The organism is Polaribacter sp. R77954 (genome assembly GCF_044595335.1).
Classification (GTDB): domain Bacteria; phylum Bacteroidota; class Bacteroidia; order Flavobacteriales; family Flavobacteriaceae; genus Polaribacter.
This window is the reverse complement of sequence record NZ_CP138992.1, coordinates 3,379,886-3,402,500: the sequence shown is the minus strand read 5'-3', so window position 1 is coordinate 3,402,500 and position 22,615 is coordinate 3,379,886. Positions and strand designations below refer to the sequence as shown.

General features: G+C 32.3%; 17 protein-coding genes, 2 tRNA genes and 2 rRNA genes (1 of these 21 only partly in view). 10 read left to right on the top strand and 11 right to left on the bottom strand.

The genetic code is table 11. The features are described from left to right. The 4 genes from SJY27_RS14905 to SJY27_RS14890 form a co-directional block, all read right to left on the bottom strand. Positions 1-869, bottom strand: a 23S ribosomal RNA gene (locus SJY27_RS14905); it reaches 1,999 nt to the left of the window's first position. A 160-nt stretch (positions 870-1,029) separates the two neighbouring features. Next, positions 1,030-1,103 (bottom strand) — tRNA-Ala (locus tag SJY27_RS14900). Between the two features lie 101 nt (positions 1,104-1,204). Then, positions 1,205-1,278 (bottom strand) — tRNA-Ile (locus SJY27_RS14895). 82 nt (positions 1,279-1,360) lie between these two features. Next, positions 1,361-2,878, bottom strand: a 16S ribosomal RNA gene (locus SJY27_RS14890). The 16S and 23S rRNA genes sit together here with 2 tRNA genes alongside, the layout of an rRNA operon. Before the next feature lie 1,281 nt (positions 2,879-4,159). Between SJY27_RS14890 and SJY27_RS14885 the strand changes: the two genes are divergently transcribed. Together SJY27_RS14885 and SJY27_RS14880 are read left to right on the top strand one after the other, a co-directional pair. Continuing rightward, the gene (locus SJY27_RS14885; protein WP_397445660.1) at positions 4,160-5,821 is read left to right on the top strand and encodes a hypothetical protein; all 1,662 of its coding nucleotides are present in this window, start codon (positions 4,160-4,162) and stop codon (positions 5,819-5,821) included. Positions 5,822-5,825: 4 nt separating this feature from the next. Next, positions 5,826-7,172 carry a DUF5723 family protein gene (locus tag SJY27_RS14880; RefSeq protein WP_397445659.1) on the top strand — a complete coding sequence of 449 codons (1,347 nt, stop codon included), beginning with the start codon at positions 5,826-5,828 and terminating at the stop codon, positions 7,170-7,172. Between the two features lie 10 nt (positions 7,173-7,182). Here SJY27_RS14880 and SJY27_RS14875 read toward each other — a convergent pair whose 3' ends face one another. Both SJY27_RS14875 and ligA read right to left on the bottom strand, forming a co-directional pair. Further along, positions 7,183-7,956 carry a DUF4294 domain-containing protein gene (locus SJY27_RS14875; RefSeq protein ID WP_397445658.1) on the bottom strand — a complete coding sequence of 258 codons (774 nt, stop codon included), beginning with the start codon at positions 7,954-7,956 and terminating at the stop codon, positions 7,183-7,185. 80 nt (positions 7,957-8,036) lie between these two features. Continuing rightward, entirely contained in the window at positions 8,037-10,034 is a 1,998-nt protein-coding gene (gene ligA / locus SJY27_RS14870; protein ID WP_397445657.1) for an NAD-dependent DNA ligase LigA, read from the bottom strand. A gap of 68 nt (positions 10,035-10,102) precedes the next feature. Here ligA and SJY27_RS14865 point away from each other — a divergent pair, with 68 nt between their 5' ends. Then, complete coding sequence (locus SJY27_RS14865) at positions 10,103-10,765, top strand: hypothetical protein (protein WP_397445656.1); 663 nt, start codon at positions 10,103-10,105, stop codon at positions 10,763-10,765. Positions 10,766-10,947: 182 nt separating this feature from the next. Here the strand turns inward: SJY27_RS14865 and SJY27_RS14860 are convergent, their stop codons facing one another. Both SJY27_RS14860 and SJY27_RS14855 read right to left on the bottom strand, forming a co-directional pair. After that, complete coding sequence (locus SJY27_RS14860) at positions 10,948-12,729, bottom strand: ribonucleoside-diphosphate reductase subunit alpha (RefSeq protein ID WP_397445654.1); 1,782 nt, start codon at positions 12,727-12,729, stop codon at positions 10,948-10,950. 1 nt (position 12,730) lies between these two features. After that, the gene (locus SJY27_RS14855) at positions 12,731-14,005 is read right to left on the bottom strand and encodes a ribonucleotide-diphosphate reductase subunit beta (protein ID WP_397445653.1); all 1,275 of its coding nucleotides are present in this window, start codon (positions 14,003-14,005) and stop codon (positions 12,731-12,733) included. A 517-nt stretch (positions 14,006-14,522) separates the two neighbouring features. On the opposite strand from SJY27_RS14855, the gene SJY27_RS14850 reads away from it, so the two are divergent. Continuing rightward, positions 14,523-15,542, top strand: coding sequence for a heme A synthase (locus SJY27_RS14850; RefSeq protein WP_397445651.1), 1,020 nt, complete (start codon positions 14,523-14,525; stop codon positions 15,540-15,542). A gap of 65 nt (positions 15,543-15,607) precedes the next feature. Here SJY27_RS14850 and SJY27_RS14845 read toward each other — a convergent pair whose 3' ends face one another. Beyond that, the gene (locus SJY27_RS14845) at positions 15,608-16,330 is read right to left on the bottom strand and encodes a tRNA1(Val) (adenine(37)-N6)-methyltransferase (protein ID WP_397445650.1); all 723 of its coding nucleotides are present in this window, start codon (positions 16,328-16,330) and stop codon (positions 15,608-15,610) included. 111 nt (positions 16,331-16,441) lie between these two features. On the opposite strand from SJY27_RS14845, the gene SJY27_RS14840 reads away from it, so the two are divergent. Further along, complete coding sequence (locus SJY27_RS14840) at positions 16,442-18,025, top strand: family 16 glycosylhydrolase (protein WP_397445648.1); 1,584 nt, start codon at positions 16,442-16,444, stop codon at positions 18,023-18,025. A gap of 32 nt (positions 18,026-18,057) precedes the next feature. After that, positions 18,058-18,483 carry a hypothetical protein gene (locus SJY27_RS14835; protein ID WP_397445646.1) on the top strand — a complete coding sequence of 142 codons (426 nt, stop codon included), beginning with the start codon at positions 18,058-18,060 and terminating at the stop codon, positions 18,481-18,483. Positions 18,484-18,587: 104 nt separating this feature from the next. Here SJY27_RS14835 and SJY27_RS14830 read toward each other — a convergent pair whose 3' ends face one another. Next, positions 18,588-18,785: a hypothetical protein gene (locus tag SJY27_RS14830; RefSeq protein ID WP_188598405.1), complete on the bottom strand. Its 198-nt coding sequence runs from the start codon at positions 18,783-18,785 to the stop codon at positions 18,588-18,590. A 212-nt stretch (positions 18,786-18,997) separates the two neighbouring features. On the opposite strand from SJY27_RS14830, the gene SJY27_RS14825 reads away from it, so the two are divergent. Genes SJY27_RS14825 through SJY27_RS14810 form a run of 4 tightly spaced genes read left to right on the top strand, consistent with a single transcriptional unit; the run spans position 18,998 to position 20,599 of the window. Continuing rightward, a complete protein-coding gene (locus tag SJY27_RS14825) occupies positions 18,998-19,753 on the top strand; it encodes a hypothetical protein (RefSeq protein WP_026775371.1) in 756 nt (251 codons plus the stop codon). Position 19,754: 1 nt separating this feature from the next. Continuing rightward, positions 19,755-20,177 carry a DUF5675 family protein gene (locus SJY27_RS14820; RefSeq protein ID WP_397445645.1) on the top strand — a complete coding sequence of 141 codons (423 nt, stop codon included), beginning with the start codon at positions 19,755-19,757 and terminating at the stop codon, positions 20,175-20,177. After that, positions 20,155-20,400 (top strand): hypothetical protein, encoded by a 246-nt coding sequence (locus SJY27_RS14815; protein ID WP_397445644.1) that lies wholly within the window; start codon positions 20,155-20,157, stop codon positions 20,398-20,400. Before SJY27_RS14820 ends, SJY27_RS14815 begins: the two co-directional genes overlap by 23 nt. A gap of 1 nt (position 20,401) precedes the next feature. After that, positions 20,402-20,599 (top strand): hypothetical protein, encoded by a 198-nt coding sequence (locus SJY27_RS14810; protein WP_397445643.1) that lies wholly within the window; start codon positions 20,402-20,404, stop codon positions 20,597-20,599. Positions 20,600-21,568: 969 nt separating this feature from the next. Here the strand turns inward: SJY27_RS14810 and SJY27_RS14805 are convergent. Next, positions 21,569-22,615 (bottom strand): RES domain-containing protein, encoded by a 1,047-nt coding sequence (locus SJY27_RS14805; RefSeq protein ID WP_397445641.1) that lies wholly within the window; start codon positions 22,613-22,615, stop codon positions 21,569-21,571.

Sequence of the window (22,615 nt, the reverse complement as noted above, 5' to 3'; positions counted from 1 at the left end):
TACTCAACGCTGCACCTAAATGCATTTCGGGGAGTACGAGCTATTTCCGAGTTTGATTGGCCTTTCACCCCTACCCACAGGTCATCCAAAGACTTTTCAACGTCAACTGGTTCGGTCCTCCACTATGTGTTACCACAGCTTCAACCTGCCCATGGGTAGATCACTCGGTTTCGCGTCTACTACTACTAACTAAAGCGCCCTATTCAGACTCGCTTTCGCTACGGCTCCTTGACTTAATCAATTAACCTTGCTAGAAACAGTAACTCGTAGGCTCATTATGCAAAAGGCACGCCGTCACATTCGAAAATGCTCCGACCGCTTGTAAGCGTACGGTTTCAGGTTCTCTTTCACTCCCTTACTTAGGGTTCTTTTCACCTTTCCCTCACGGTACTAGTTCACTATCGGTCTCTCAGGAGTATTTAGCCTTACCGGATGGTCCCGGTGGATTCATACAGGATTACACGTGTCCCGCACTACTCAGGATACCACTATCAATAACTTCGCTTACTTTTACGGGACTATCACCCTCTTTGGTCTGTCTTTCCAAACAGTTCTAATTCACTTAGCATTGAATATCGTGGTCCTACAACCCCAATATTGCCGTAACAACATTGGTTTGGGCTAATCCGCGTTCGCTCGCCACTACTAACGGAATCACTTTTGTTTTCTCTTCCTCCGGTTACTTAGATGTTTCAGTTCACCGGGTTTGCCCCTTTCGGTACTATGTCTTCAACATAGTGGGTTGCCCCATTCGGATATCTACGGATTATAAGGTATGTGCCCCTCCCCGTAGCTTTTCGCAGCTTATCACGTCCTTCATCGCCTCTGAGAGCCTAGGCATCCGCCATACGCCCTTACTTAACTTATTGTACTTTTTGCTACAGTATCTCTACTGCAACGAGCTCTTTTATATTTTTATAAAATTTACTTAAAATATCTCTATTTTAAATTCTCTATCTTTTTGATTCTTACGATATCATTTTACCAATATGTCAATGAACTTGTGGTCTATATTTAAATTGACCGTTGTGGAGAATATCGGAGTCGAACCGATGACCTCTTGCGTGCAAGGCAAGCGCTCTAGCCAGCTGAGCTAATCCCCCATTTTTCTAGTTGGCAGTCCACAGTTCTCAGTCTGCAGTCGTGAGCCGACTAATTAGGGTGAATAACCACTTCTAGAATTTCCTTAAAATATCAAAATTTGTAGTCCCGGGCAGACTCGAACTGCCGACCTCTACATTATCAGTGTAGCGCTCTAACCAGCTGAGCTACGAGACTATAATAGCTTTGATATTCTTATATTTTAAAATTAACAGCAAAGAGTAAAATTTACCTTTTGTAACTCACCATCTTTCTCTAGAAAGGAGGTGTTCCAGCCGCACCTTCCGGTACGGCTACCTTGTTACGACTTAGCCCTAGTTACCAGTTTTACCCTAGGCGGCTCCTTGCGGTGACCGACTTCAGGCACTCCCAGCTTCCATGGCTTGACGGGCGGTGTGTACAAGGCCCGGGAACGTATTCACCGGATCATGGCTGATATCCGATTACTAGCGATTCCAGCTTCACGGAGTCGAGTTGCAGACTCCGATCCGAACTGTGATATGGTTTCTAGATTCGCTCTCTGTTACCAGATGGCTGCTCATTGTCCATACCATTGTAGCACGTGTGTGGCCCAGGACGTAAGGGCCGTGATGATTTGACGTCATCCCCACCTTCCTCGCGGTTTGCACCGGCAGTCTCGTTAGAGTCCCCATCTTTACATGCTGGCAACTAACGACAAGGGTTGCGCTCGTTATAGGACTTAACCTGACACCTCACGGCACGAGCTGACGACAACCATGCAGCACCTTGTAATCTGTCCGAAGAAAACTCTATCTCTAAAGCTGTCAGACTACATTTAAGCCCTGGTAAGGTTCCTCGCGTATCATCGAATTAAACCACATGCTCCACCGCTTGTGCGGGCCCCCGTCAATTCCTTTGAGTTTCAATCTTGCGATCGTACTCCCCAGGTGGGACACTTATCACTTTCGCTTAGTCACTGAGATAAATCCCAACAACTAGTGTCCATCGTTTACGGCGTGGACTACCAGGGTATCTAATCCTGTTCGCTCCCCACGCTTTCGTCCATGAGCGTCAGTACATACGTAGTAGACTGCCTTCGCAATCGGTATTCTGTGTAATATCTATGCATTTCACCGCTACACTACACATTCTATCTACTTCCATATGACTCAAGTCAACCAGTATCAAAGGCAGTTCCATAGTTAAGCTATGGGATTTCACCTCTGACTTAATTGACCGCCTGCGGACCCTTTAAACCCAATGATTCCGGATAACGCTCGGACCCTCCGTATTACCGCGGCTGCTGGCACGGAGTTAGCCGGTCCTTATTCTTACAGTACCGTCAAGCTGCTACACGTAGCAGTGTTTCTTCCTGTATAAAAGCAGTTTACAACCCATAGGGCAGTCTTCCTGCACGCGGCATGGCTGGGTCAGAGTTGCCTCCATTGCCCAATATTCCTCACTGCTGCCTCCCGTAGGAGTCTGGTCCGTGTCTCAGTACCAGTGTGGGGGATCCCCCTCTCAGGGCCCCTACCTATCGTTGCCATGGTAAGCCGTTACCTTACCATCTAGCTAATAGGACGCATAGCTATCTTTTACCGATAAATCTTTAATTAAAAATTGATGCCAATTCTCAATACTATAGGATATTAATCTTCATTTCTAAAGGCTATCCCCCTGTAAAAGGTAAGTTCTATACGCGTTACGCACCCGTGCGCCGGTCGTCATCTGTGCAAGCACAATGTTACCCCTCGACTTGCATGTGTTAAGCCTGCCGCTAGCGTTCATCCTGAGCCAGGATCAAACTCTTCATTGTATATCTTAAATATTTTAATGAATAAGTTTCAAAAGAATTACATTAATAAATTAATGCGGTTATTCTACTCTTTGTTTACGCTGTCAATTTCAATATTTTCAATGAACTTGTTGAACTCATAAATTAAATCTTTTTCAACCTAATTACTTTATCCAACTTTGTAGAAACGATAGAATCGAACTATCTGATTTTTTTAATTATCATTCCAAAATTTCTCTGAACGTTTTTGCTATTTGTGTTAGCGGCTGCAAATATATAAACTTTTTTAATTCTGACAATAAAAATTAAAATTATTTTTTTATTTATTTTTTAACCTTAAAAACTTGAACTTTTTTTCCGAAAAATTCGGACTGCAAAGATACTACAAGTTATTTATTTAATCCTAATAAAAATGTATTTATTTTTTTAAAAAAATAAACAATCTTGTTTTTTAAAAACTAACCCAACTTACAAAAATCTTTCAATGAACTGTCGCTAAAATTGTATAACTTAAAACTAAATCGTTTCTCGTTTTTCGCTTAGCGGGTGCAAATATACAACTCCTTTTTAATCTCACAACTATTTCTACAACCTTTTTTGATTTTATTTTTAATCCATAAATTAAATCTCTCTAAAACAATACCTTACATTTAAAAAAAAAATAAGCTTTTTTAAGCTTACAAATTTAATGAACCTAGACTCAAACTAAAACATCTTGATAGACATAGACATATACTGCATAAACCATCTTTAAAAACACTAGACATAAATCGCAAGTGATCTTCTATAATTACCTTAAAACTTGAAATTATACCTCAAATAAATGTACTAAAACTAAATTTATCTCAGATATAATTCAATATCTAGCTCTTTAAAAGACATAATAGCACCTTAAAAACCTTCTTTATAATTGATATGGCTACCTAGTTTTATTTCAATAACACATAATAATCATCAATAAAATGTTATAAAACATATTCATATTCTTAAAACCATAAAAAAAATCAATCCTAATCTTTACGCATACTTATCAAAAAAACTAAATCACACATAAAACAAATCAACTCTAATCTAAATCATTATAGTAACAATTAATAAATAATTCTATTGATGAACATCATACCGTATTTTAAATACAATTTTAATATACTCTTATTTAATAAAATTTATAAATATTTAATTTTAAACACCGCTTAAAGCTTAAAATCTTCAACTATTCCTAAATTTTAGATGTTAAATTTGACATATATTCATATATTGTAGTGTTAAAACCAAACAAATTAACCTTTAAACTGAATAAGTATGAAAAAAATAACAAAACTCTACTTGGCACTTTCAATATTGATGCTAAGTATTTCTTGTGACGTATCCTATCTGGATAAAGAGATTGAAGACGTCTCTTGGAATGGTGAAGTAAAAATTCCTGCTGGATTTATAAACTATAATTTATCTGAAATTTTTGATGATTTAGGCAGTAGTGATCTTTCTACTACCTCAACAGAGGAATTCAGTTTTAGCTACTCAGAGAGTTTTTCTGGACAAAACAACGATTCTTTTAACGTTGCTATAGATGATACCACTATAGATAACTCAATAGAAAGCCCAATAACTAATGACGATTTAGCACCTTTAGGAGAATCGTTTCCTTATACAATTACAGATGAAATTGCACCAGGTACTCCCAATCCTTTAATAGGTAGCTACAATAGAAATAACCAAAAAATTCATGATTTACAGTTGACTCAAGAACTAACAGAAGTTGGGTTTAATGGTGGTTTAATGAGTATCTCATTCAAATCTACAATAGATGCTAATATTAATTTGACAGTAACCATACCTTCTTTCACTAAAAAAAGTGATCAGTCTATATACACAGAAACTATTAGTATTAATGGAAGAAACACTGAGTCTATATCAATTAATTTAGAGAATTATAATGCAGATTTAACAAATGATGGAACAGGAACTGGAAAAACCGTAAACAAAGTTGTTATAAATGTTGATGCCAATTTTACATTTGCAGCAGGTAATGAAGTAGATGCGAATGATGCAATAACTTATGAAGCTTTACTTTCTAACGCAAGCTATGATGTAATATATGGAGATTTTAAGCAAGAATCTTTTAATGTAACTGCTAATACTATAGATTTAGGTGATTTTTTTGATAACTTTAATGAAGGTGATGTTTCCTTTAATAATGTAGAAATGGCCATAAATGTAACCAACGATTATGGTTTTCCGATAAGTATGGATTTATCGTCTGTAAGAGCAGTTAATGCAAATTCTTCCATAAACCTAAGTTATACTGGCACAGAAGCATTACCTAACACTATTATTATTGATGGTGTAGAAAATTTTGGAGATGACCAAAAAGTTACGAATACACTATTAAACGATAGCAATTCTAATATATCTCACTTACTCGAATCTAAACCAACATCAATAGAATTTGATATTTCTGGAATGGCAAATCCCATTGATGATGGTAACCCAAATGAAAATTTTTATGCTTCAGTTAATAATGGGTTTAATGCCGAAGTTGCCATTACTTTCGACAAGGTTAGCCTAGACAAAGAAATTGAATTTGACGGCGCTGAAGATTTAGAGAATTTTGAATACTTAAAATTACTGGTTAATGTAGAAAACAAAACCCCTTTAACAGGAGATATTGTTTTAGAATTTAAAAATAATAGTGGCCAAATTGTACATACAGAATCCATTAATGCTTTTCAGGCAGCAAATATCAATCAATCTGGTGAATCAGATGGTGTGCCTGTTTTATCTGAATTCGAAATAGAATTAGATCAAAATGAAATTAACCAAATTATAGATGCTACTCTTATTAATGTAAGAGTTACACTTCAATTACCTACAGGAAGAGATTCTGTTTTGATTAAAGGTAGTGACGAAATAAGTGTAGCTGTAGGTTTAGAGGCAAGAGCAAATATAACATCAGACAATTAAAATCATGAAAAAACATATATATTCAATTAGCCTATTATTTTTTATACTTATAAATAATACGAATGCACAAGATTACTTATCGTTTTACAATTTAAAAGATTACGTAATACAAACACAAGATGTATCTCCTATATATTTACCAAAATACAAAGTTAATATTGGTACACCTTTAAATACAGGTTTTAATCTTAATTCAGACATAAAGATTAGTGATATTTTAGTTGAAAGCGGTAATAACTTAAAAATAGATTTTAACAACCTAAATAGTGTTGCTGCAGAAGCAAATGCTGTAGTCACAGATATAGTAGCTAATATTTTTATGCTAGGTTTTAAAACAAAAAAAGGTTCTATCACATTTTTTGCAAATGCTAAAAGTAATTTAGCATGGGAATTTACAAAAGAGTTTACAAATGTTGCTGCTAATGGCTTTGGAGAAAGTTTTGCCTTAACCGCAGAAAAAATTGGTTTTACATCCTATAGCGAAATTGGTGTTGGTATTACAAGAACCTTTTTAGAAGATAAACTTGCTATTGCTTTGCGATTAAAATCTTTAAGCGGAATTGCACAGGCTTCTTTAGAAGATGATGCTCAATTTTCTTTAGACATTAATCCTGCTAACTTTTTATGGACAGTAAACACGACTAACGCAACTGTAAATACTTCTGGAGTTTCGGACACAGAGAATCTATCTTTTTTTGGTAAAAACGGTGGTTTTGGAATGGATATTGGTTTAGCTTATGAATTAAATAACAAACTTTCTTTTGAGTTCTCTATGAATGACTTGGGATCTATAACTTGGGAAGACAATGTAACTAATTACAACTTACAAGATGTAACCAATGGTGTTTACAGTGGATTTGATTTTCAAAATTCCGGAAATATTGAAACCGAGATAGAAGATGCTTTAAATAATGTATTGGGCGCAACTGAAACTCAAGAAAGTTTCAAAACAAAGATTGGGTCTAGAACATTTTTCTCTGCAAAGTATAAACTATCAGAAAAAAATATACTGAGAGCTACTTATTTTAGCAACAACAACCCTTACATAAATATTAAACCAAGTTTTGGTTTAGGTTACAACAGGGCTTTAAACAAAGCAACTTATGGTATTGTTGCAAGTACGGGTGGCAATAATGGGGGTTTTAGACTGGGTGCAAACCTAGCTGTTCAACTAGGTTTTTTACAAATTTATACGGCTTTAGAAGATATTTCTAATATTGGAGGTAAAGTGCAAGAAGCAAATACTGCTAATTTTAGATTCGGAATGAATTTTCTATTTGGTTATAAAGGAAAATCTAAAAATATAGAAGAAGAGGATGATAAAGAAGATAAATTAGAAATTAGTGAATAATTCACAATGCTTAACTTTTTGAATTGATTTTAGAAGAAGAGGAAATGGTTTTCCTCTTTTTCTTTTTGCGTTTTTTCCTCATTTTAGCAAACATAGCTTTATACACCTCTACATTTATAGTAGCTTTTTTTAGCGCAATAATTTTAGCAAAATCAAAATTTAATTTTGAATCTTGCCTCTTTAATATTTCATCTTGAAAAGCGCGCTGCAAAATATCTTCAATTAAAAAATCTTCATTTTCCACTGCTGGATGATATTCTTGTTTTAACGATAAATCAAATACATTAGCTGTAGTATTATACCAAAACGCTTTCCAACCACTTCTTAACTCCTTAATATTATCAAAGGCTGTTTTACCTGTTTGACGATGAATTAATTTAATCAAAATACGCCCCTCTGTTCTGGTCATTTTTTTGATTTGATCTGTAAATTCGCCTTCAATGTACTTTTGAATCTGTTTTGTATATTTTTTTCTTTTACTATTAGTCGTTATTCTAGATAATCTTGCATTTAAAGAATCTAACCTTGTAGATGCCAATTTTGCATACGGATAGGCTTTAAACACTTTTCTACGAAACCATAAATAATAACGTATATCTTCTCTAGATTTAAAATTTTGCTTAGGCAATAAAGTAATTGCATTCAGCTGAACCGTAATTGTATCACCAGGTTTTGCAAAAATATAATCCTCAAAATTGGGGGGTATTGAATCTAATTCTTCTTTTTTTTGAGAAAAAGAAGAAAATGCTATGAATACTATATATATGTAAAGTAATTTTTTCAATTTTAAATGATTCAGAATTTTAAGATTGATAATCGTTTTTCAATACAAGGTTTCATAAACAAAAAGCTAACCAAAACCTTTTAACTTATTTTATCAATAAAATCTTGTTCTGAGATAATAGCAATACTTAAAGTTTCTGCCTTTGCCAATTTACTTGGCCCCATATTATCACCAGCCACAATAAAATTTGTTTTTTTAGAGATCGATGAACTTACTTTTCCTCCATTGTCTTCGATGGCTTTTTTGAGTTCATTTCTACTCATTTGATGAAAAACTCCTGAAACCACAAAAACTTGCCCTTGTAATTTATCCGTTTGATTTACCAAACTTTCTTGAGAGACTTCTAATTGCACTCCAAAAGATTTTAAACGATTAATCAATTGCATATTCCCCAAGTCTGATGAAAAATCAATAATACTTTGTGCAATTCTATCGCCAATTTCATCAACAGCAATTAAGGTTTCAAAATCAGCCGTCATTAAATTGTCTATAGATTTAAAATGTTTTGCTAACTTTTTTGCTACAGTTTCACCTACAAAACGAATACCGAGTGCAAATAATACTTTTTCAAACGGAATTTCTTTGGATTTTTCGATTCCCTTAATCATGTTTTGAGCAGATTTTTCTGCCATTCGTTCTAAAGGAATTATTTGCTCTACTTTTAAATCGTATAAATCTGCATAATTTTCTATCAAACCTTCTTTGCGTAACAAATCTACAGTTTCGCCACCCAAACCCTCAATATCCATGGCCTTTCTACTGATAAAGTGCTGAATTCTTCCTGTAATTTGTGGTGCACAACCAAATTGATTGGGGCAATAATGTTTGGCATCACCTGCTGTTCTTACCAATTCTGTATTACATTCTGGGCAATTGGTTGCGTAAATTGTGGGTTTAGAATCTTCTGGACGTTTTGTAAAATCTACCCCAATAATTTTTGGGATAATCTCTCCTCCTTTTTCTACAAAAACAGTATCATTTTCTCTAATATCTAGTTTTTCTATTTGATCTGCATTATGCAATGAAGCTCTTTTTACAGTAGTACCTGCCAATTGTACAGGTTCTAAATTCGCCACTGGTGTAATTGCTCCTGTTCTGCCTACTTGATAAGTAATTTCATTTAAAATTGTAGAAACTTGTTCTGCTTTAAATTTATAGGCAATTGCCCATCTTGGTGCTTTAGAAGTATAGCCTAATTCTTCTTGATGTTGCAAATTGTTTACTTTAATTACAACGCCATCGGTTTCGTAAGGTAAATCGTGTCTTTTAGCATCCCAATAATTTACAAACTCGAAAACTTCATCAATCGACTTTGCCAAAGTAATGGTTTCTGGTACTTTAAAACCTACTTTTCTAGCATTTTCTAAACTCTCAAAATGCGTTTTGTATTTTCTTTCGGATGTTACCACCTGATATAACAAACAGTCTAAAGGGCGTTTTGCAACCTCTGCACTGTCTTGCAGTTTTAAACTTCCACTGGCTGTATTTCTTGGATTTCTATAGGCTTCCTCGTTATTTGCCAATCGTTCTTGATTCATTTTTGCAAATCCGTCTAATGGCAAAATAATTTCACCACGTATTTCAAAATCTGTAATAAAATCACCTTTTAATAATAACGGAATAGATCGAATTGTTTTTACATTATTGGTAACCTCATCACCTTGAAAACCATCACCTCTTGTCACTGCTTTTACAAACCGACCATTTTCATAGGTTAGGTTAATGGATGCTCCATCATATTTTAACTCACAAGTATATTCTAAGTCAGTACTACCTATTATTTTTTGAATGCGTTTTTCCCAATCTAACAAATCTTCTTTAGAGTACGAATTGTCTAAAGAATACATTCTGTTTTTATGAACTATGGTTTCAAAATTTTTGGTGATAGTACCACCTACTCTTTGTGTTGGTGAATTGGCATCAAAATATTCTGGATTTTCTTGTTCTAATTTTTCAAGTTCTTTGAGTTTTATATCAAATTCAAAATCGGAAATAGTGGTATCATCTAATACATAATAATTATAATTATGTTGATTTAATTCGTTGCGAAGTAGCTCTATTCTTTCTTGAACACTCATATAGACAAACTTGTTTTTGAGTTTTAAAAATTGTATATTCTTTGGATAATCAAAAATGATTTAAAAAAATGAAATACACTATAAAAATACATAAAATTTCTACAGTTGATGACCTTGAAAATGCTTGGAATACGAAAGACTACAAAGAACTTTTACGAAGATTCGACTTTACAAATGATGATGTAAACGACAGCAAGGAGTTAAGGGAATTACTTTTTATGGCAATTGCTGATAGAGACCCGAGTGAAGCTGCTCGAATTGTATTGGATTATAAATTATCTGATAAAATGAATGAACATCAAATAGATTCTGTGTCTTATGAAATGTTGGTGGATAAAATTTCTGAAGAATATCCAAGAATAGGCTTACACAAAACTCTTTTTGTGATCAATCAACTTTTATACAAGGCTTTTAATGGTAAATTCCCAAACACAAAAGCCACAATTATTGATTTTGATATTACACCTAAAGCAAACGCAGATGAAACAATTACAAAAGAAATTGCCCTAAAATGTTTTACGCAGAATTTAGATAGCCATAACGTAATTATACGATTATTTGAAAAACAGCTAAATGGCGAGGAAGAATTTGATGAAGCTGATGATATTATTTGGGAAATTAAAAAGAATGAAAACTCATACAGATTAATTACTTCTGATTATTTTATGAGTCCACAAGAATTTTTGAATGAGGAGTTTGAAGCTAAAATTACATTTTTTGCAGAAGATTAAAATCTTTAATTGATGAAATTATTTCTTTTTTTTGATTTATTTAAAGTTTACAAGTAAAAGTTAATGTTGCACAATTTATTTTCAAAAAAGTTATGAATGTTAGATTAGCATCATAAATAGTTCTGCTCAAAAAAAAAGAGAAATCTTTCGACTTCTCTTTTAAAATTTGATGTTTTAGTTCTTTACCCTTCACAACTAGCACATTCTTTCTTTTGTTTGAATTTTTGTGCGGCATTCATACTGTGTTGGTAATACATCGATTTTACACCCAATTGCCAAGCGTTAACATACACTTTGTTTACGTCTTTAATTGGCATATCTGGATGTACCATAATATTTATAGATTGTCCTTGATCAATATGATTTTGACGATTTGCAGCTTGATACACAATTACATTCTGATCAATTTCTGAATAGGTTTTAAACACGTCTTTTTCGTGCTCTGTTAAAAACTCTAAATGTTGTACAGATCCATCATTATCACGAATACTTCTCCAAACATCTGGTGTGCTTCTGCCCTTTTCTTCTAAAACTGCTTCTAAAATTGGGTTCTTAATCGTGGTTTTTATCTTTGCAATATCTTTAACGTATACGTTAGACCAAATTGGTTCAATACCTTGAGACACTTGTCCTAAAATAAATGCAGATGACGTAGTTGGTGCAATTGCATTTAAGGTGGTATTACGTCTTCCATAACCTTTTAAGATCGCTGGCTCTCCATATTCTTTAGCCATGTCTTCTGACGCTTTGTACGATTTTTCTTTAATCAATTTAAAAATTTCGCTGTTTAAAGAATACGCTTCTGGACTGTCAAAAGGCAACATTTTAGATTGTAATAAAGAATGCCATCCTAAAGCGCCCAAACCTAAAGCCCTGTTATCTTTTGCAAAATTATACGCTTTTTCCATAAAACGGAAGGTAAACTGATCATCTCTATTTGGAGAATCTCTGTACACTTCTAATTTCTGAATAAATTCTTCCATTACAGCATCTAAGAAATACGTTAAGGTTTCTACAGCATCTGTATCTTTCCACTTGTCATAATGTAATAGGTTGATTGATGATAAACAACAAACAAAAGACCAATCGTCATTAGAAGGCAACATAATTTCTGTACATAAATTACTTGCGTAAATTTCTAATTTTTTATCCTTATATACATCTACAGTACCATTATTGGCATTATCTCTAAATAAAATATATGGATACCCAATTTCGCCTCTACATTGCAATACTTTTGCCCAAAGACTTCTTTTTTCTACATCACCATCAATCATTTCTTGCATCCATTGGTTACTTACAGTAACACCATGTGTTAATTCTTGTATAGGATTTCCTTCTGTACCAATTTCTAAAAATTCTTTAATATCTGGATGATCAATAGGTAAATAGGGCGAAAAACGACCTCTTCTTACAGAACCTTGGCTGACAACATCTACCATTTTTTCGAACAATTGCATAATATGCACAGAACCCGAAGAAGATCCATTATTTTTAACTTCTGCACCTCTTGGACGTAATTTACCAAAGTAACCAGAGGTTCCTCCACCTAGTTTAGACATCATCCCTACTTCTGATTGCGAGAATAAAATGTCTCCCATATCATCAGCAACATGCGACCCAAAACAACTTATTGGCAATCCTCTTCTTTTCCCAAAGTTAGACCAAACAGGAGAAGCTAAAGAATAAAAGCCTTCTGCCATGTATTTTTCAAACTTGTTGGCAAAACCTGGCTTTTGTAAAATTTTCTCGGCATTTTCAGCAATTTCACGAATTCTTCCTTCTGGTGTTGCTCCTTTTGTTAAATATCCAGATTCTAAAAATTTACGACTATTTTCTGTGAGCCATTTAATTTCTGGAGTTCCTAGATTTTCAACAATCTCTTTTCTAGAAGAGTTTCTTGCTTCAATTAACTTTTCGTGGTCTGTTTTTGGTTGAGTTTTGTTTGTGGTGTCTAAGTTCATATTAAAATAAATCGTCGCTAGTTATACTTTTTGTTCTTTTACTGTAGTTTATAGATCTTTTCACAAAGAAATCTCCGTGTTTTGTTCCAATAATTTCGTCATCAAACCATTCTGTTTCAGAAAGTAAGGCTTCATCAATATCAAATATTTTTGGTACTCCTATACTTTCTAAAGATTTATTAAATCTGTTTTTAATGAATTCGTTGATTACACTTTTTGGTAAGAAATCTAATTCGCCTTTTTCAAAAATCCAATCAATGATTTTACTTTCTGCATAAAATGCTTCGTTACACATTTCTTGAATCATTAAGGTATAATCTTCATCAAACCATTCTGGATTTTCAGATTTGATGATTTTAATGATATCAATACCAAAATCGCCATGAATCTGCTCTTCTTTAGAGGTTGCTTCAACCACATTAGAAATTCCTTTTAAGGCATTTTTATGCTTGTTAAATGCCATAATAATTAAGAATTGTGAAAACAACGAAACGTGCTCAATAAATAAAGAGAATAGCAATACTGACTCCGAAAACTCTTTATTATCTTTACTTTTAGAGTTTTGCAATGCCAATTCTAAATAATTAACACGACGCATCATTACAGGGTTTTTCTTTAAATTTTGAAACTCGTTGTTTAACCCTAAAATTTCTAATAAATGCGAATAAGCATCATGATGACGAACCTCACTTTCTGCAAAAGTAGATCCTACTGAACCAATTTCTGGCTTTGGCATTTTCTTATAAATATCGCCCCAAAAAGATTTTACAGCTACTTCTATTTGAGAAATGGCCAACATGGTATTTTTTATTGCGTGTCTTTCAGTATCAGAAAGGTTGGTTTTAAAGTCTTGAATATCGCTTGTAAAATTAAACTCAGTATGTATCCAATACGAATGTCTAATAGCATCTACATATTCGTATAATGCAGGATATTCATAAGGTTTTAAATTCACTCTTTTTTCAAAAATATTGGTTTTTCTACTTCTCGCTTGCTCATCTCTATACAAAATATAAGCTTTTGCAACATCACGAAAAGGACTATCCATTAATTTTACCTCAACTATATCTTGTACCTGTTCAACTGTTGGCATGTATAGTGGATCGTTTAATTTACGTTCTAATAACGCTCCGTTTACAATATTAGAAATGGCAACAGCATCTTTTCTTGTACCATTACTTACGGTATTCATTGCTTTTTCTATAGCATTTGTAATTTTTTCTAACTCAAAAGGGGCTGTTTGATAATCTCTCTTAATTATGTGCGTTATTTCCACTTTGTATGATATTAAGTTAATGTTATTTTCTACCTAACAAAGATTGTGATTTTTGCTTTTAAAAGAAAGTCATACTTATTCACAAATCCCTTGAAGTTTTTAACAAAATTGTAAAAAAGCTAATTTTAACACTTAAAATTTACATTTTCAATAAATTGATTGTCAGTTTTTTACGATTCCAAAATCGCTGTACCCTTTATTTTTACTGACATTCTTAAAACAGGTTTTTCTACAGTCTAAAAATTAAATAAAACGCACATTTTATTAATTTGATTTATTGGAACACCATTTAAAACAACGTTAATTTTTAACGAAAAACTTTTTAAAAAACCTATTTATTTTTCATAAAAAAAACACTAATTTTTACATACTTTCTCTTTAATTACTGCAATAAAACTGATTTTATTAGTAGTTTAAGCCAATTGAATTATTTAGATTTTTTTTACATAGCAACAAGTGCAATAATTTATTTTAAGCAACTTTTTTTTGACGTATTTTTGTGTAAATTTTATTTCTGATGAAAAAAAGGTTTCCTAAAATTGTTCAGCTTGCCATTATATCTTTATATCTTATTTTCTTGGCGGGTGCTATCGTTAGAATGACAGGTTCTGGAATGGGCTGCCCTGATTGGCCAAAATGCTTTGGGTATTACATTCCACCAACTTCTGAATCTCAAATTACTTGGAAACCAAATGCTGTATTTAAAAAAGGTTTTATAATCATTAAAGATGAAGCCTTATTTGTGGCCGAAAAAGATTTAATTACCTCTGCTACTTTCAATGCAGATCATTGGGCTGAATACACCAAACACGATTATAATTTATTTAATACGTTTCATACTTGGACTGAATACATTAACAGACTGGTTTCTGTACTTGCTGGTTTCGTGTTTTTATTTCTAATTTATGCCTCCACTAAATTTTGGCGAGAAAACAAAACAATTACATTACTCTCTTTTGGGGCGTTTTTATTAATGTTATTTGAAGCTTGGCTAGGAAAAACAGTGGTTGACACTAATTTAACACCAACCATTATAACCATTCATATGGTTATTGGCTTAATTATTATTGCTATTTTATTGCGTATAAAATTTATCATTTCTGATAAAAAAACGTTCACCTACAATTCTTTATTTAATAAATTATTGATAGCTTCTGTAATTTTTTCATTGATTCAGATTGCTATGGGTACTCAAGTAAGACAATTTATTGACGAACAGGTAAAACAATTTGGTTTTGAGAACAAAAACTATAGTTTAATGAATCCGAGTTTTAAATTCTATTTCCATAGATCATTTACCATTGCTATTGTTTTGGTAAACTTAGGAATGTTTTACATCAACCAAGCAAAAAACTTAGGTTATAAACTGGTAAATTGGATTGTATTTTTAATCTTTTTAGAAACAATAACCGGAATTTTGATGTATTATGCTGAGTTTCCTATGGGCACACAAGCTGTACACTTGTTATCTGGTGCATTTTTATTTGGGTTGCAATTTTATCTTTGGATGCAGAGCAGAAGGACTGTTGGTAGTTAAGTGGTTGTTGGTTTTTAGTTTATGATTTGGAGTTTGGAGTTTGGAATTAGCAAAAATCAATATAATTACAGTTTTAAATAAAAGTCTTTGGTTAAATTGATATATTCTTTTGTGTATTGATGGCGCTCTTTTTCTATAATTAAATGTTCTTCTTTTATCTTTTTTTGATAAAAAGAAAACTCCAACAAACTCCGTTTTATTTCTGAATTAGAGTTTCCTTGTACTCTGCAAACTCTATTTAAAAATAAATGATGCGCTTTGGCTAAATTTACAAATGCTTTTTCTTCCTTTAATGGTATAATCACCGAAAATATTCCTTCTGACGATAATATTTTAACCACACCTAAAATCAATTCCTCAAAAGATAATGCAGCCGTAAAACGTGCTTTATTTCTTGATTCATTATCGGTTTTAAACTCATCTGTATAAAAAGGCGGATTAGAAACTATTAAATCATAGGTTTCTTCTTCCTCTGCTATTTCATTAGCAAAATCTTGAAAAGTACTATGATAACAGTACAACCTATCTCCCCAAGCAGAGCTCTCAAAATTCTCAACAGACTGTTCATAAGCCTTTTCATCAACCTCAACAGCATCAATTGTCATTGCTTCAGTACGTTGGGCTAGCATTAAACCAACAACCCCTGTACCAGAACCAATATCTAAAATAGCATCTGTATCATCATCAACTTTACACCAAGCACCTAAAAGCACACCATCTGTACCAATTTTCATTGCAGTTTTATCTTGATGGATTGTAAATTCTTTAAATTGAAAAGGTTTATTCATTTTTCAAAAATACAACGAAATTTTAGGGTTTTAACCTGTTGTATAGTTTTTGTATTGGTCAGTTCGTTTTGATACACAATGTTTATACCTATTTTTATAAAAAACATTAACATGAAACAATTTTACACAGTAATCTTTTCTTTTGTAGTAACATTCGCATCTTTTTCACAACAAATGCCTATTGATTTTGAAAATAGCAACCATATTTTTTCGGGCTTTAGTGGTGCAAGTTTTGCACAAGTGAATGACCCTAATGAGGCTACAAATAAAGTAGGCCAATTTAATAATAATGGCGCTGTTGTAGATCAAGGTTTTTATATCGACTTAAATAGAGATATAGATATTACAATTCAAAAAGAAATTACACTTTCTTTTTATGCTTTTGACCCAAATGAACATAAAATTTTAGTGAAGTTAGAAAATGGTACAAATCCAGATGTTGAAGTGCTACAAACTATTACTAGCGGAAATGCCACAAATTGGCAAAATGTTACTTTCAATTTTTCGAGCGCAAAAGAAACCAGTACAGGAAACACCGTGAATGCAACAGGAACCTACAGAAAATTGGTGATTTTTATTGATTTAGGGGCCACTACAGCAGGAACCTATTTATTTGATGATATTTCTGATGGTTCAATACCAACAGATCCCAATAAATTAGATGTTGTTTATGATAAATTAGTTTGGTCTGATGAGTTTGATAACAATACATTAGACAAAGAAAAATGGCACCACCAAACTATAGGTATTGTAAATGGTGGTTGGGCGAATGGCGAAATACAACATTATACAGATCGTGAAGAAAACTCTTTTGTAAGAAATGACAATTTGCATATTGTAGCTAAAAGAGAAACTATTGTGCAAAATGGTGTGTCTAGAAATTTTACATCTGCAAGACTAAACTCTAAATTTGCTTTTACTTATGGTAGAGTTGACGTAAGAGCAAAGCTACCTGAAGGCGAAGGAACTTTTCCTGCAATTTGGACCTTAGGTAAAAATATTAGTGAACCTGGTGCTTACTGGCAAACACAAGGTTTTGGCACAACTCCTTGGCCAGATTGTGGAGAAATTGACATTATGGAACATGGCTTACATGCCACAAATACAGTTTCTAGCGCTCTTCATACACGCTCTAGTTTTGGCAATACAGTAAACACCAAAACAAAACCGTTAACAGATGTTGCCAACACGTATCATGTGTTTTCTATGAATTGGTCTCCGAATCAAATTACTTTTTTGATTGATGATGAAGTTCATTATACTTATAAAAAACCCGCTAATTTTACTGATGTTAATTCTGATGGTATTAATGATGGTTGGCCTTTTGATGACCCACAATTTTTGCTTATCAATTTTGCAATGGGAGGTATTGCTGGGGCTGTAAGTCCTAGTTTTACAGAAAGTAGCTTAGTCATAGATTATGTTAGAATATACCAACAATCTACAGCTAGTACTGATGACATTTTTAATGATAAATTTACAATATACCCAAACCCGTCATCGAGCTTTATCCACATTAAAACTAATGAAAATATAAACAACATTGAAATTTATTCACCTATTGGTGAACAAGTTTTTACAAAAAAAATGGATTTCGAAAAGATTGATATTTCTAGTTTAAGCTCAGGATTATATTTCATAAAAATTTACAATGGTAAAAAAGTTGCAACCCAAAAAATTATCGTGAGGAAGTAAGTTTTTGTAAATTTGTAGTAAATATCCTATCCATGAAAAAAATAATAGCGATTTTGAATTTTGTCTTAATTTTTGGTTGTACAGTTGCATCCACAGAAGAAGAACAAGTGACAGAAGTATTAGATAAAACCATACGAATGGAAATTACAACTTTACAACAAAGTGATGCTGTACAAATTTCTTATTACGATTATATAACTGATACGTACATTGTAGAACAGCATATTTTTGACTACGATTCGTCTGGCAGTGCCATTCCAAAAATCATCACTTTAACCGATTATGACTTTAGATATATTACAGGAGAAATTTACAGAAACAACCCAATACCGGTTGAAATTTCTTTAAAAATATATGTTGATGACGAATTAATTATTGAAGAAAGCAAAACCGGAGATGGTTCTGAATATATAAATATCAGCTTTAATTACGACATTTTAAAACAAGAAAACATTTAAAATTTGCAGAGAGGAAGGAACTAACACAATTCCCATAAACCCTGTATTTATCTATGTTTCCAAATATATGAATTTTTACTGACACCTAATTAGTCCCTTAAAATTTAATCTCTAATATACTTATTTACTATATCTAATTGAATCCCAGAGTATTCAGAAAATTCATCTACAGTTATAAATTGATGAGGTTCTTTATCCAAAAAACTTTTTATATCATTTAAAAGCTTTCGCCCATAACGTTCACTGCGCCCTGTAATGCGCTGAATGTCCTTTGGGTATATGCAAGCTCTTTTTTGATTCATAATACACTATCTATGCTTTATCCATATTCTATAATTATAGGATGATGGTAATAATGCGTTGTTAAAATGTTGACAACACGTTAGTGTTATCAATATTTTAATGACGTTTATGGTGTTATCGGAAAGAACATCCAAAAACGGAATTTGATTTTTTATTGACTGCCATAAAGTTACGTGATTTGAAATATTAATCATAAAAAAAAGTAAAAATTATGGCAAAACAAACAGGTATTATCAAATTAAAAGGAACTATCGGAGGTATTTCTTTTTACAAAACAAGTGATGGACATTTAGCTCGTGAAAAAGGTGGTGTGGACAAAAACAGAATTCAAAATGATCCTGCATTTCAAAGAACGCGTGAAAATGGTTCTGAATTTGGAAGAGCTGGTAAAGGAGGAAAAGTATTGCGAAATGCAATTCGTGTGCTTTTGCAAAATGCAAAAGATAAAAGAGTAGTTTCTCGTTTGACAAAAATTTTAGTGGCAGTTACTAAAACTGATATTGTTAATGAAAGAGGTCAGAGAACTTTACAGGAAGGAAATTTAAACCTTTTAGAAGCGTTTGAATTCAATTTAAACGGAAAATTAGGCGCAACTTTATTCGCACCATTTATAAAAGCATTTGATAGAGTTTCTGGAGATGCAACTTTAAATTTAGCTGCTTTTTCTCCGACTGTTAGAATTGCAGCTCCTGCAGGTACAACACATTTTAAAATTGTAATGGGTGCTTCAGAATTAGATTTTGTAAATGAAACTTCAACTTTTGAAAATGACGAAACTGCAATTTTGCCATACACTGTTGCAAATACAGCTGCAATTGCTTTGACAGCTTCAATCACTGCAAATTCTACCTTTCCTGTAGTACAGGTGTTAGGAGTTGAATTTTACCAAGAAGTAAATGGACAGATGTATTCATTGAAAAATGGTACTTATAACGCATTGTCTGTTACCATTATTGATAAACCTTAAAATGGAGTTAATTCTTCATAGAAGCTATTTTGAAGAGGGTACCAATGGTACTCTCTTTCATTCAAGTAAATTTCTTTGCCATACCATTGAATTACCCTGGATAAATAATGCGCGAAGTATCTCCTGCATACCAGAAGGAAAATATGAAGTTATTCCTCGCTTTTCTAAAAAGTTTAAAAATCATTTGATATTGAAAAATGTAGCTAATAGAAGCTTTATTTTATTTCACCCTGCAAATGATGCAAAAAGAGATTTAGAAGGTTGTATTGCTCCTGTAACTTACTTAAGTGGTATTGGAAAAGGGGTTTATTCAAGGGATGCAATGCAAAAATTACTGTCTTTGGTTTATCAAGCTAAAGAACGAAAGGAAAAAATAATATTAATCGTTAAATCACAGAATTATGAAAATTATAGAACGTTATAAAAAACCAACTCCGAAATTCTTTAGAATTTTAAGAAATATTGGAATTGCATTAGCTACTGCAGGAGGTGCAATTATTGCAGCACCAATAAGTATTCCTGCAACAATAATAACAATTGCTACATATATGACAGTTGCAGGAACTGTGGCAACAGCTGTAAGTCAAGCTGTAGTTTCTGATGAAAAAGAGAAAACAGTATTAAAAACAAATAAAAAAAAGAACTAAAATGAATTTTCACATCCCACATCAAAATTTGAGTGCTGGTGTCATTGGTGGTACTTTTTTAACTACAATTTCTCATATTGGTTCAGAGGATATTATTACAACAATTGTTTTGGCAACTTTGGGAGCAATTGTTAGTTTTATTGCTTCTGTAATGATGAAGTTTTTTGTAAAATCAATAAAAAAACATCATAAAAAATAAAATTTAAACATCAGTAATTAGAAAGAGCATTTATATTTTGAATGCTCTTTTTTATACATCCAATATTTTTGTTTTTTACTTAACGAAATGAGACAAACAAAGAATTTTGATAAAGAAACTAAATGAATTTAGCAGAATTTTTGTGCAGATGAATGAGATAAGGGAAAAACATTAGCAGGTTTTATCGTTTTTAAAGTTTGATAAACAGAGGTTGATTTTTAGTAAGGAGTTTATCAAACTTTAAAAATGGTAGCCCAATGGCGATTGAATGAAAATTATTAAAGACGAAGTACGTAGTGCGCTGGCAGAAGCGAAAATAAGTGTGTATTTTTTTATTTGTTCTGTATTATTTTTCTGATTGTTTTTGTAAAAAGTGAATGCCTCTAAAAATATTTCTATTGTTAGTAAATTTCTATGGTTACTAAATTGTTTTTAAACTTGGATTAGCATTTGCTTTTGTGAAAACAATTTTATCCCATTTTCTTACAAATAAAAAAATATACTCTTATTGGCTTTTTCTTGATTTTATAGGTGCTTTAGAATTTCTTTTATAAACTGAAATTTGATTAGTTCTATCAAAGTTAATTACACACTACCAACAAGCACTTATAAAAACAATGCAACAAAGACTGAATGTTGTTAAAATAACCAAACTTCATTATTAATTACGGATGTGAGCGTTGGAAGAGCGGCTATTTTACATAATGGCGTTATAGTGCCTGGAACTTTTGTGGAAGAGCAGTATAACTGCGCATTATGTAAAGATAGCTTTGGGGAGTTTTGTGTTTTATGAAATAATATAAACGCGTTGCTTTTTAGAGTTGTGTAATGAGTTTGCGAATGGAACAAGCTCTAAAATGCAACTACCTGTAGATTTTAAAACGCTAAACTTGCATTGGCGCGCGGAACAAACCAAAAGACAGAGATTTTTTGCTTTTGCAACAAACTGGATTTTGGTTTGTGGGGAATTTAACTATTATCAAGTAACTTATGATGTAGTTTTATATTTTCAATTTCATAAACTTTTGTAGCAATGCATTCTAATTTATCTGGATTGAAAACGGCTAAATTATAACCTTCAGCAAATAATGAACTCTGATATTCTACACCATCAAAACCTAATGATTTGATAAATTCTGAAATATATTGAGTAGGAATATAATCTAATTGTTTATCTCTTTTTCTTATTGGTAACGAGATCTCTTTTTGTAAAGTCTGTATAAATGGAACATAGGTTAAAAAATCTTCTATGGCTTCATTTTCAGACCAAGGAATAGGGTCGTCTTTTGGATTTCTTAAATTAAGAATTTTTAAATCCTCATTTAACCGAAATTCGCCAACTGTAACATAATCAAATAAAGATGCTCTTGTTTCATATAATGATGTTTCTAACTTATCAGCTATATATAAATAAGATATTCCTTTAGGATTTGCTCTACCACCAGTAGCGAGTTCGTCAGGTGGATTGCCCATTTGGTTTGAATTAAAACCAATTTTATCTGATATACGACATCTATAAAAGATACGCCCTTTTTTTATTGTTTTATAGAAGCTTTCGTGATTGAAGAAATTAGCTAATTTTTTTAAATCAATGGTATTTTTAATATGATATCGATTTACAGATTTGATTTCATCCTTGAATTCCTTCCAAATACTATGAATTTGATTTGTTTCAGAAATTAGTTCAATCTTTATTTCTGATGATACATTCTCATTAAATAATTCATTTAAAATTTCTTCTTCATCTACAAAAATTGATTCAAATAATAGTTTATTATCATCAACTAAATTAGTGGTGAGATTAAAGTCTTTTTTTACGGATTGTGCTAAATTAAATTCTGAATCAACATCCACTTCATACAAAGAAATTATATTCCGAAAAAAAGGAGCTAATTCTCTTGCTGCATAAATAGATACACTTATTGAATTGCAAAAATCACAATTTCCATTTCTGTCATCAGCATTAATTATACTTATTAAGTATTCGCTATTGAAACAATTTACACAACAATTCAT

Coding starts and splice junctions, on each gene's coding strand:
- SJY27_RS14850 (WP_397445651.1), top strand. CDS start 14,523: ATGAAAAAAAGGTTTCCTAAAATTGTTCAGCTTGCCATTATATCTTTA.
- SJY27_RS14885 (WP_397445660.1), top strand. CDS start 4,160: ATGAAAAAAATAACAAAACTCTACTTGGCACTTTCAATATTGATGCTA.
- SJY27_RS14830 (WP_188598405.1), bottom strand. CDS start 18,785: ATGAATCAAAAAAGAGCTTGCATATACCCAAAGGACATTCAGCGCATT.
- SJY27_RS14820 (WP_397445645.1), top strand. CDS start 19,755: ATGGAGTTAATTCTTCATAGAAGCTATTTTGAAGAGGGTACCAATGGT.
- SJY27_RS14810 (WP_397445643.1), top strand. CDS start 20,402: ATGAATTTTCACATCCCACATCAAAATTTGAGTGCTGGTGTCATTGGT.
- SJY27_RS14815 (WP_397445644.1), top strand. CDS start 20,155: ATGAAAATTATAGAACGTTATAAAAAACCAACTCCGAAATTCTTTAGA.
- SJY27_RS14835 (WP_397445646.1), top strand. CDS start 18,058: ATGAAAAAAATAATAGCGATTTTGAATTTTGTCTTAATTTTTGGTTGT.
- SJY27_RS14805 (WP_397445641.1), bottom strand. CDS start 22,615: ATGAATTGTTGTGTAAATTGTTTCAATAGCGAATACTTAATAAGTATA.
- ligA (WP_397445657.1), bottom strand. CDS start 10,034: ATGAGTGTTCAAGAAAGAATAGAGCTACTTCGCAACGAATTAAATCAA.
- SJY27_RS14840 (WP_397445648.1), top strand. CDS start 16,442: ATGAAACAATTTTACACAGTAATCTTTTCTTTTGTAGTAACATTCGCA.
- SJY27_RS14845 (WP_397445650.1), bottom strand. CDS start 16,330: ATGAATAAACCTTTTCAATTTAAAGAATTTACAATCCATCAAGATAAA.
- SJY27_RS14825 (WP_026775371.1), top strand. CDS start 18,998: ATGGCAAAACAAACAGGTATTATCAAATTAAAAGGAACTATCGGAGGT.
- SJY27_RS14860 (WP_397445654.1), bottom strand. CDS start 12,729: ATGAACTTAGACACCACAAACAAAACTCAACCAAAAACAGACCACGAA.
- SJY27_RS14880 (WP_397445659.1), top strand. CDS start 5,826: ATGAAAAAACATATATATTCAATTAGCCTATTATTTTTTATACTTATA.
- SJY27_RS14865 (WP_397445656.1), top strand. CDS start 10,103: ATGAAATACACTATAAAAATACATAAAATTTCTACAGTTGATGACCTT.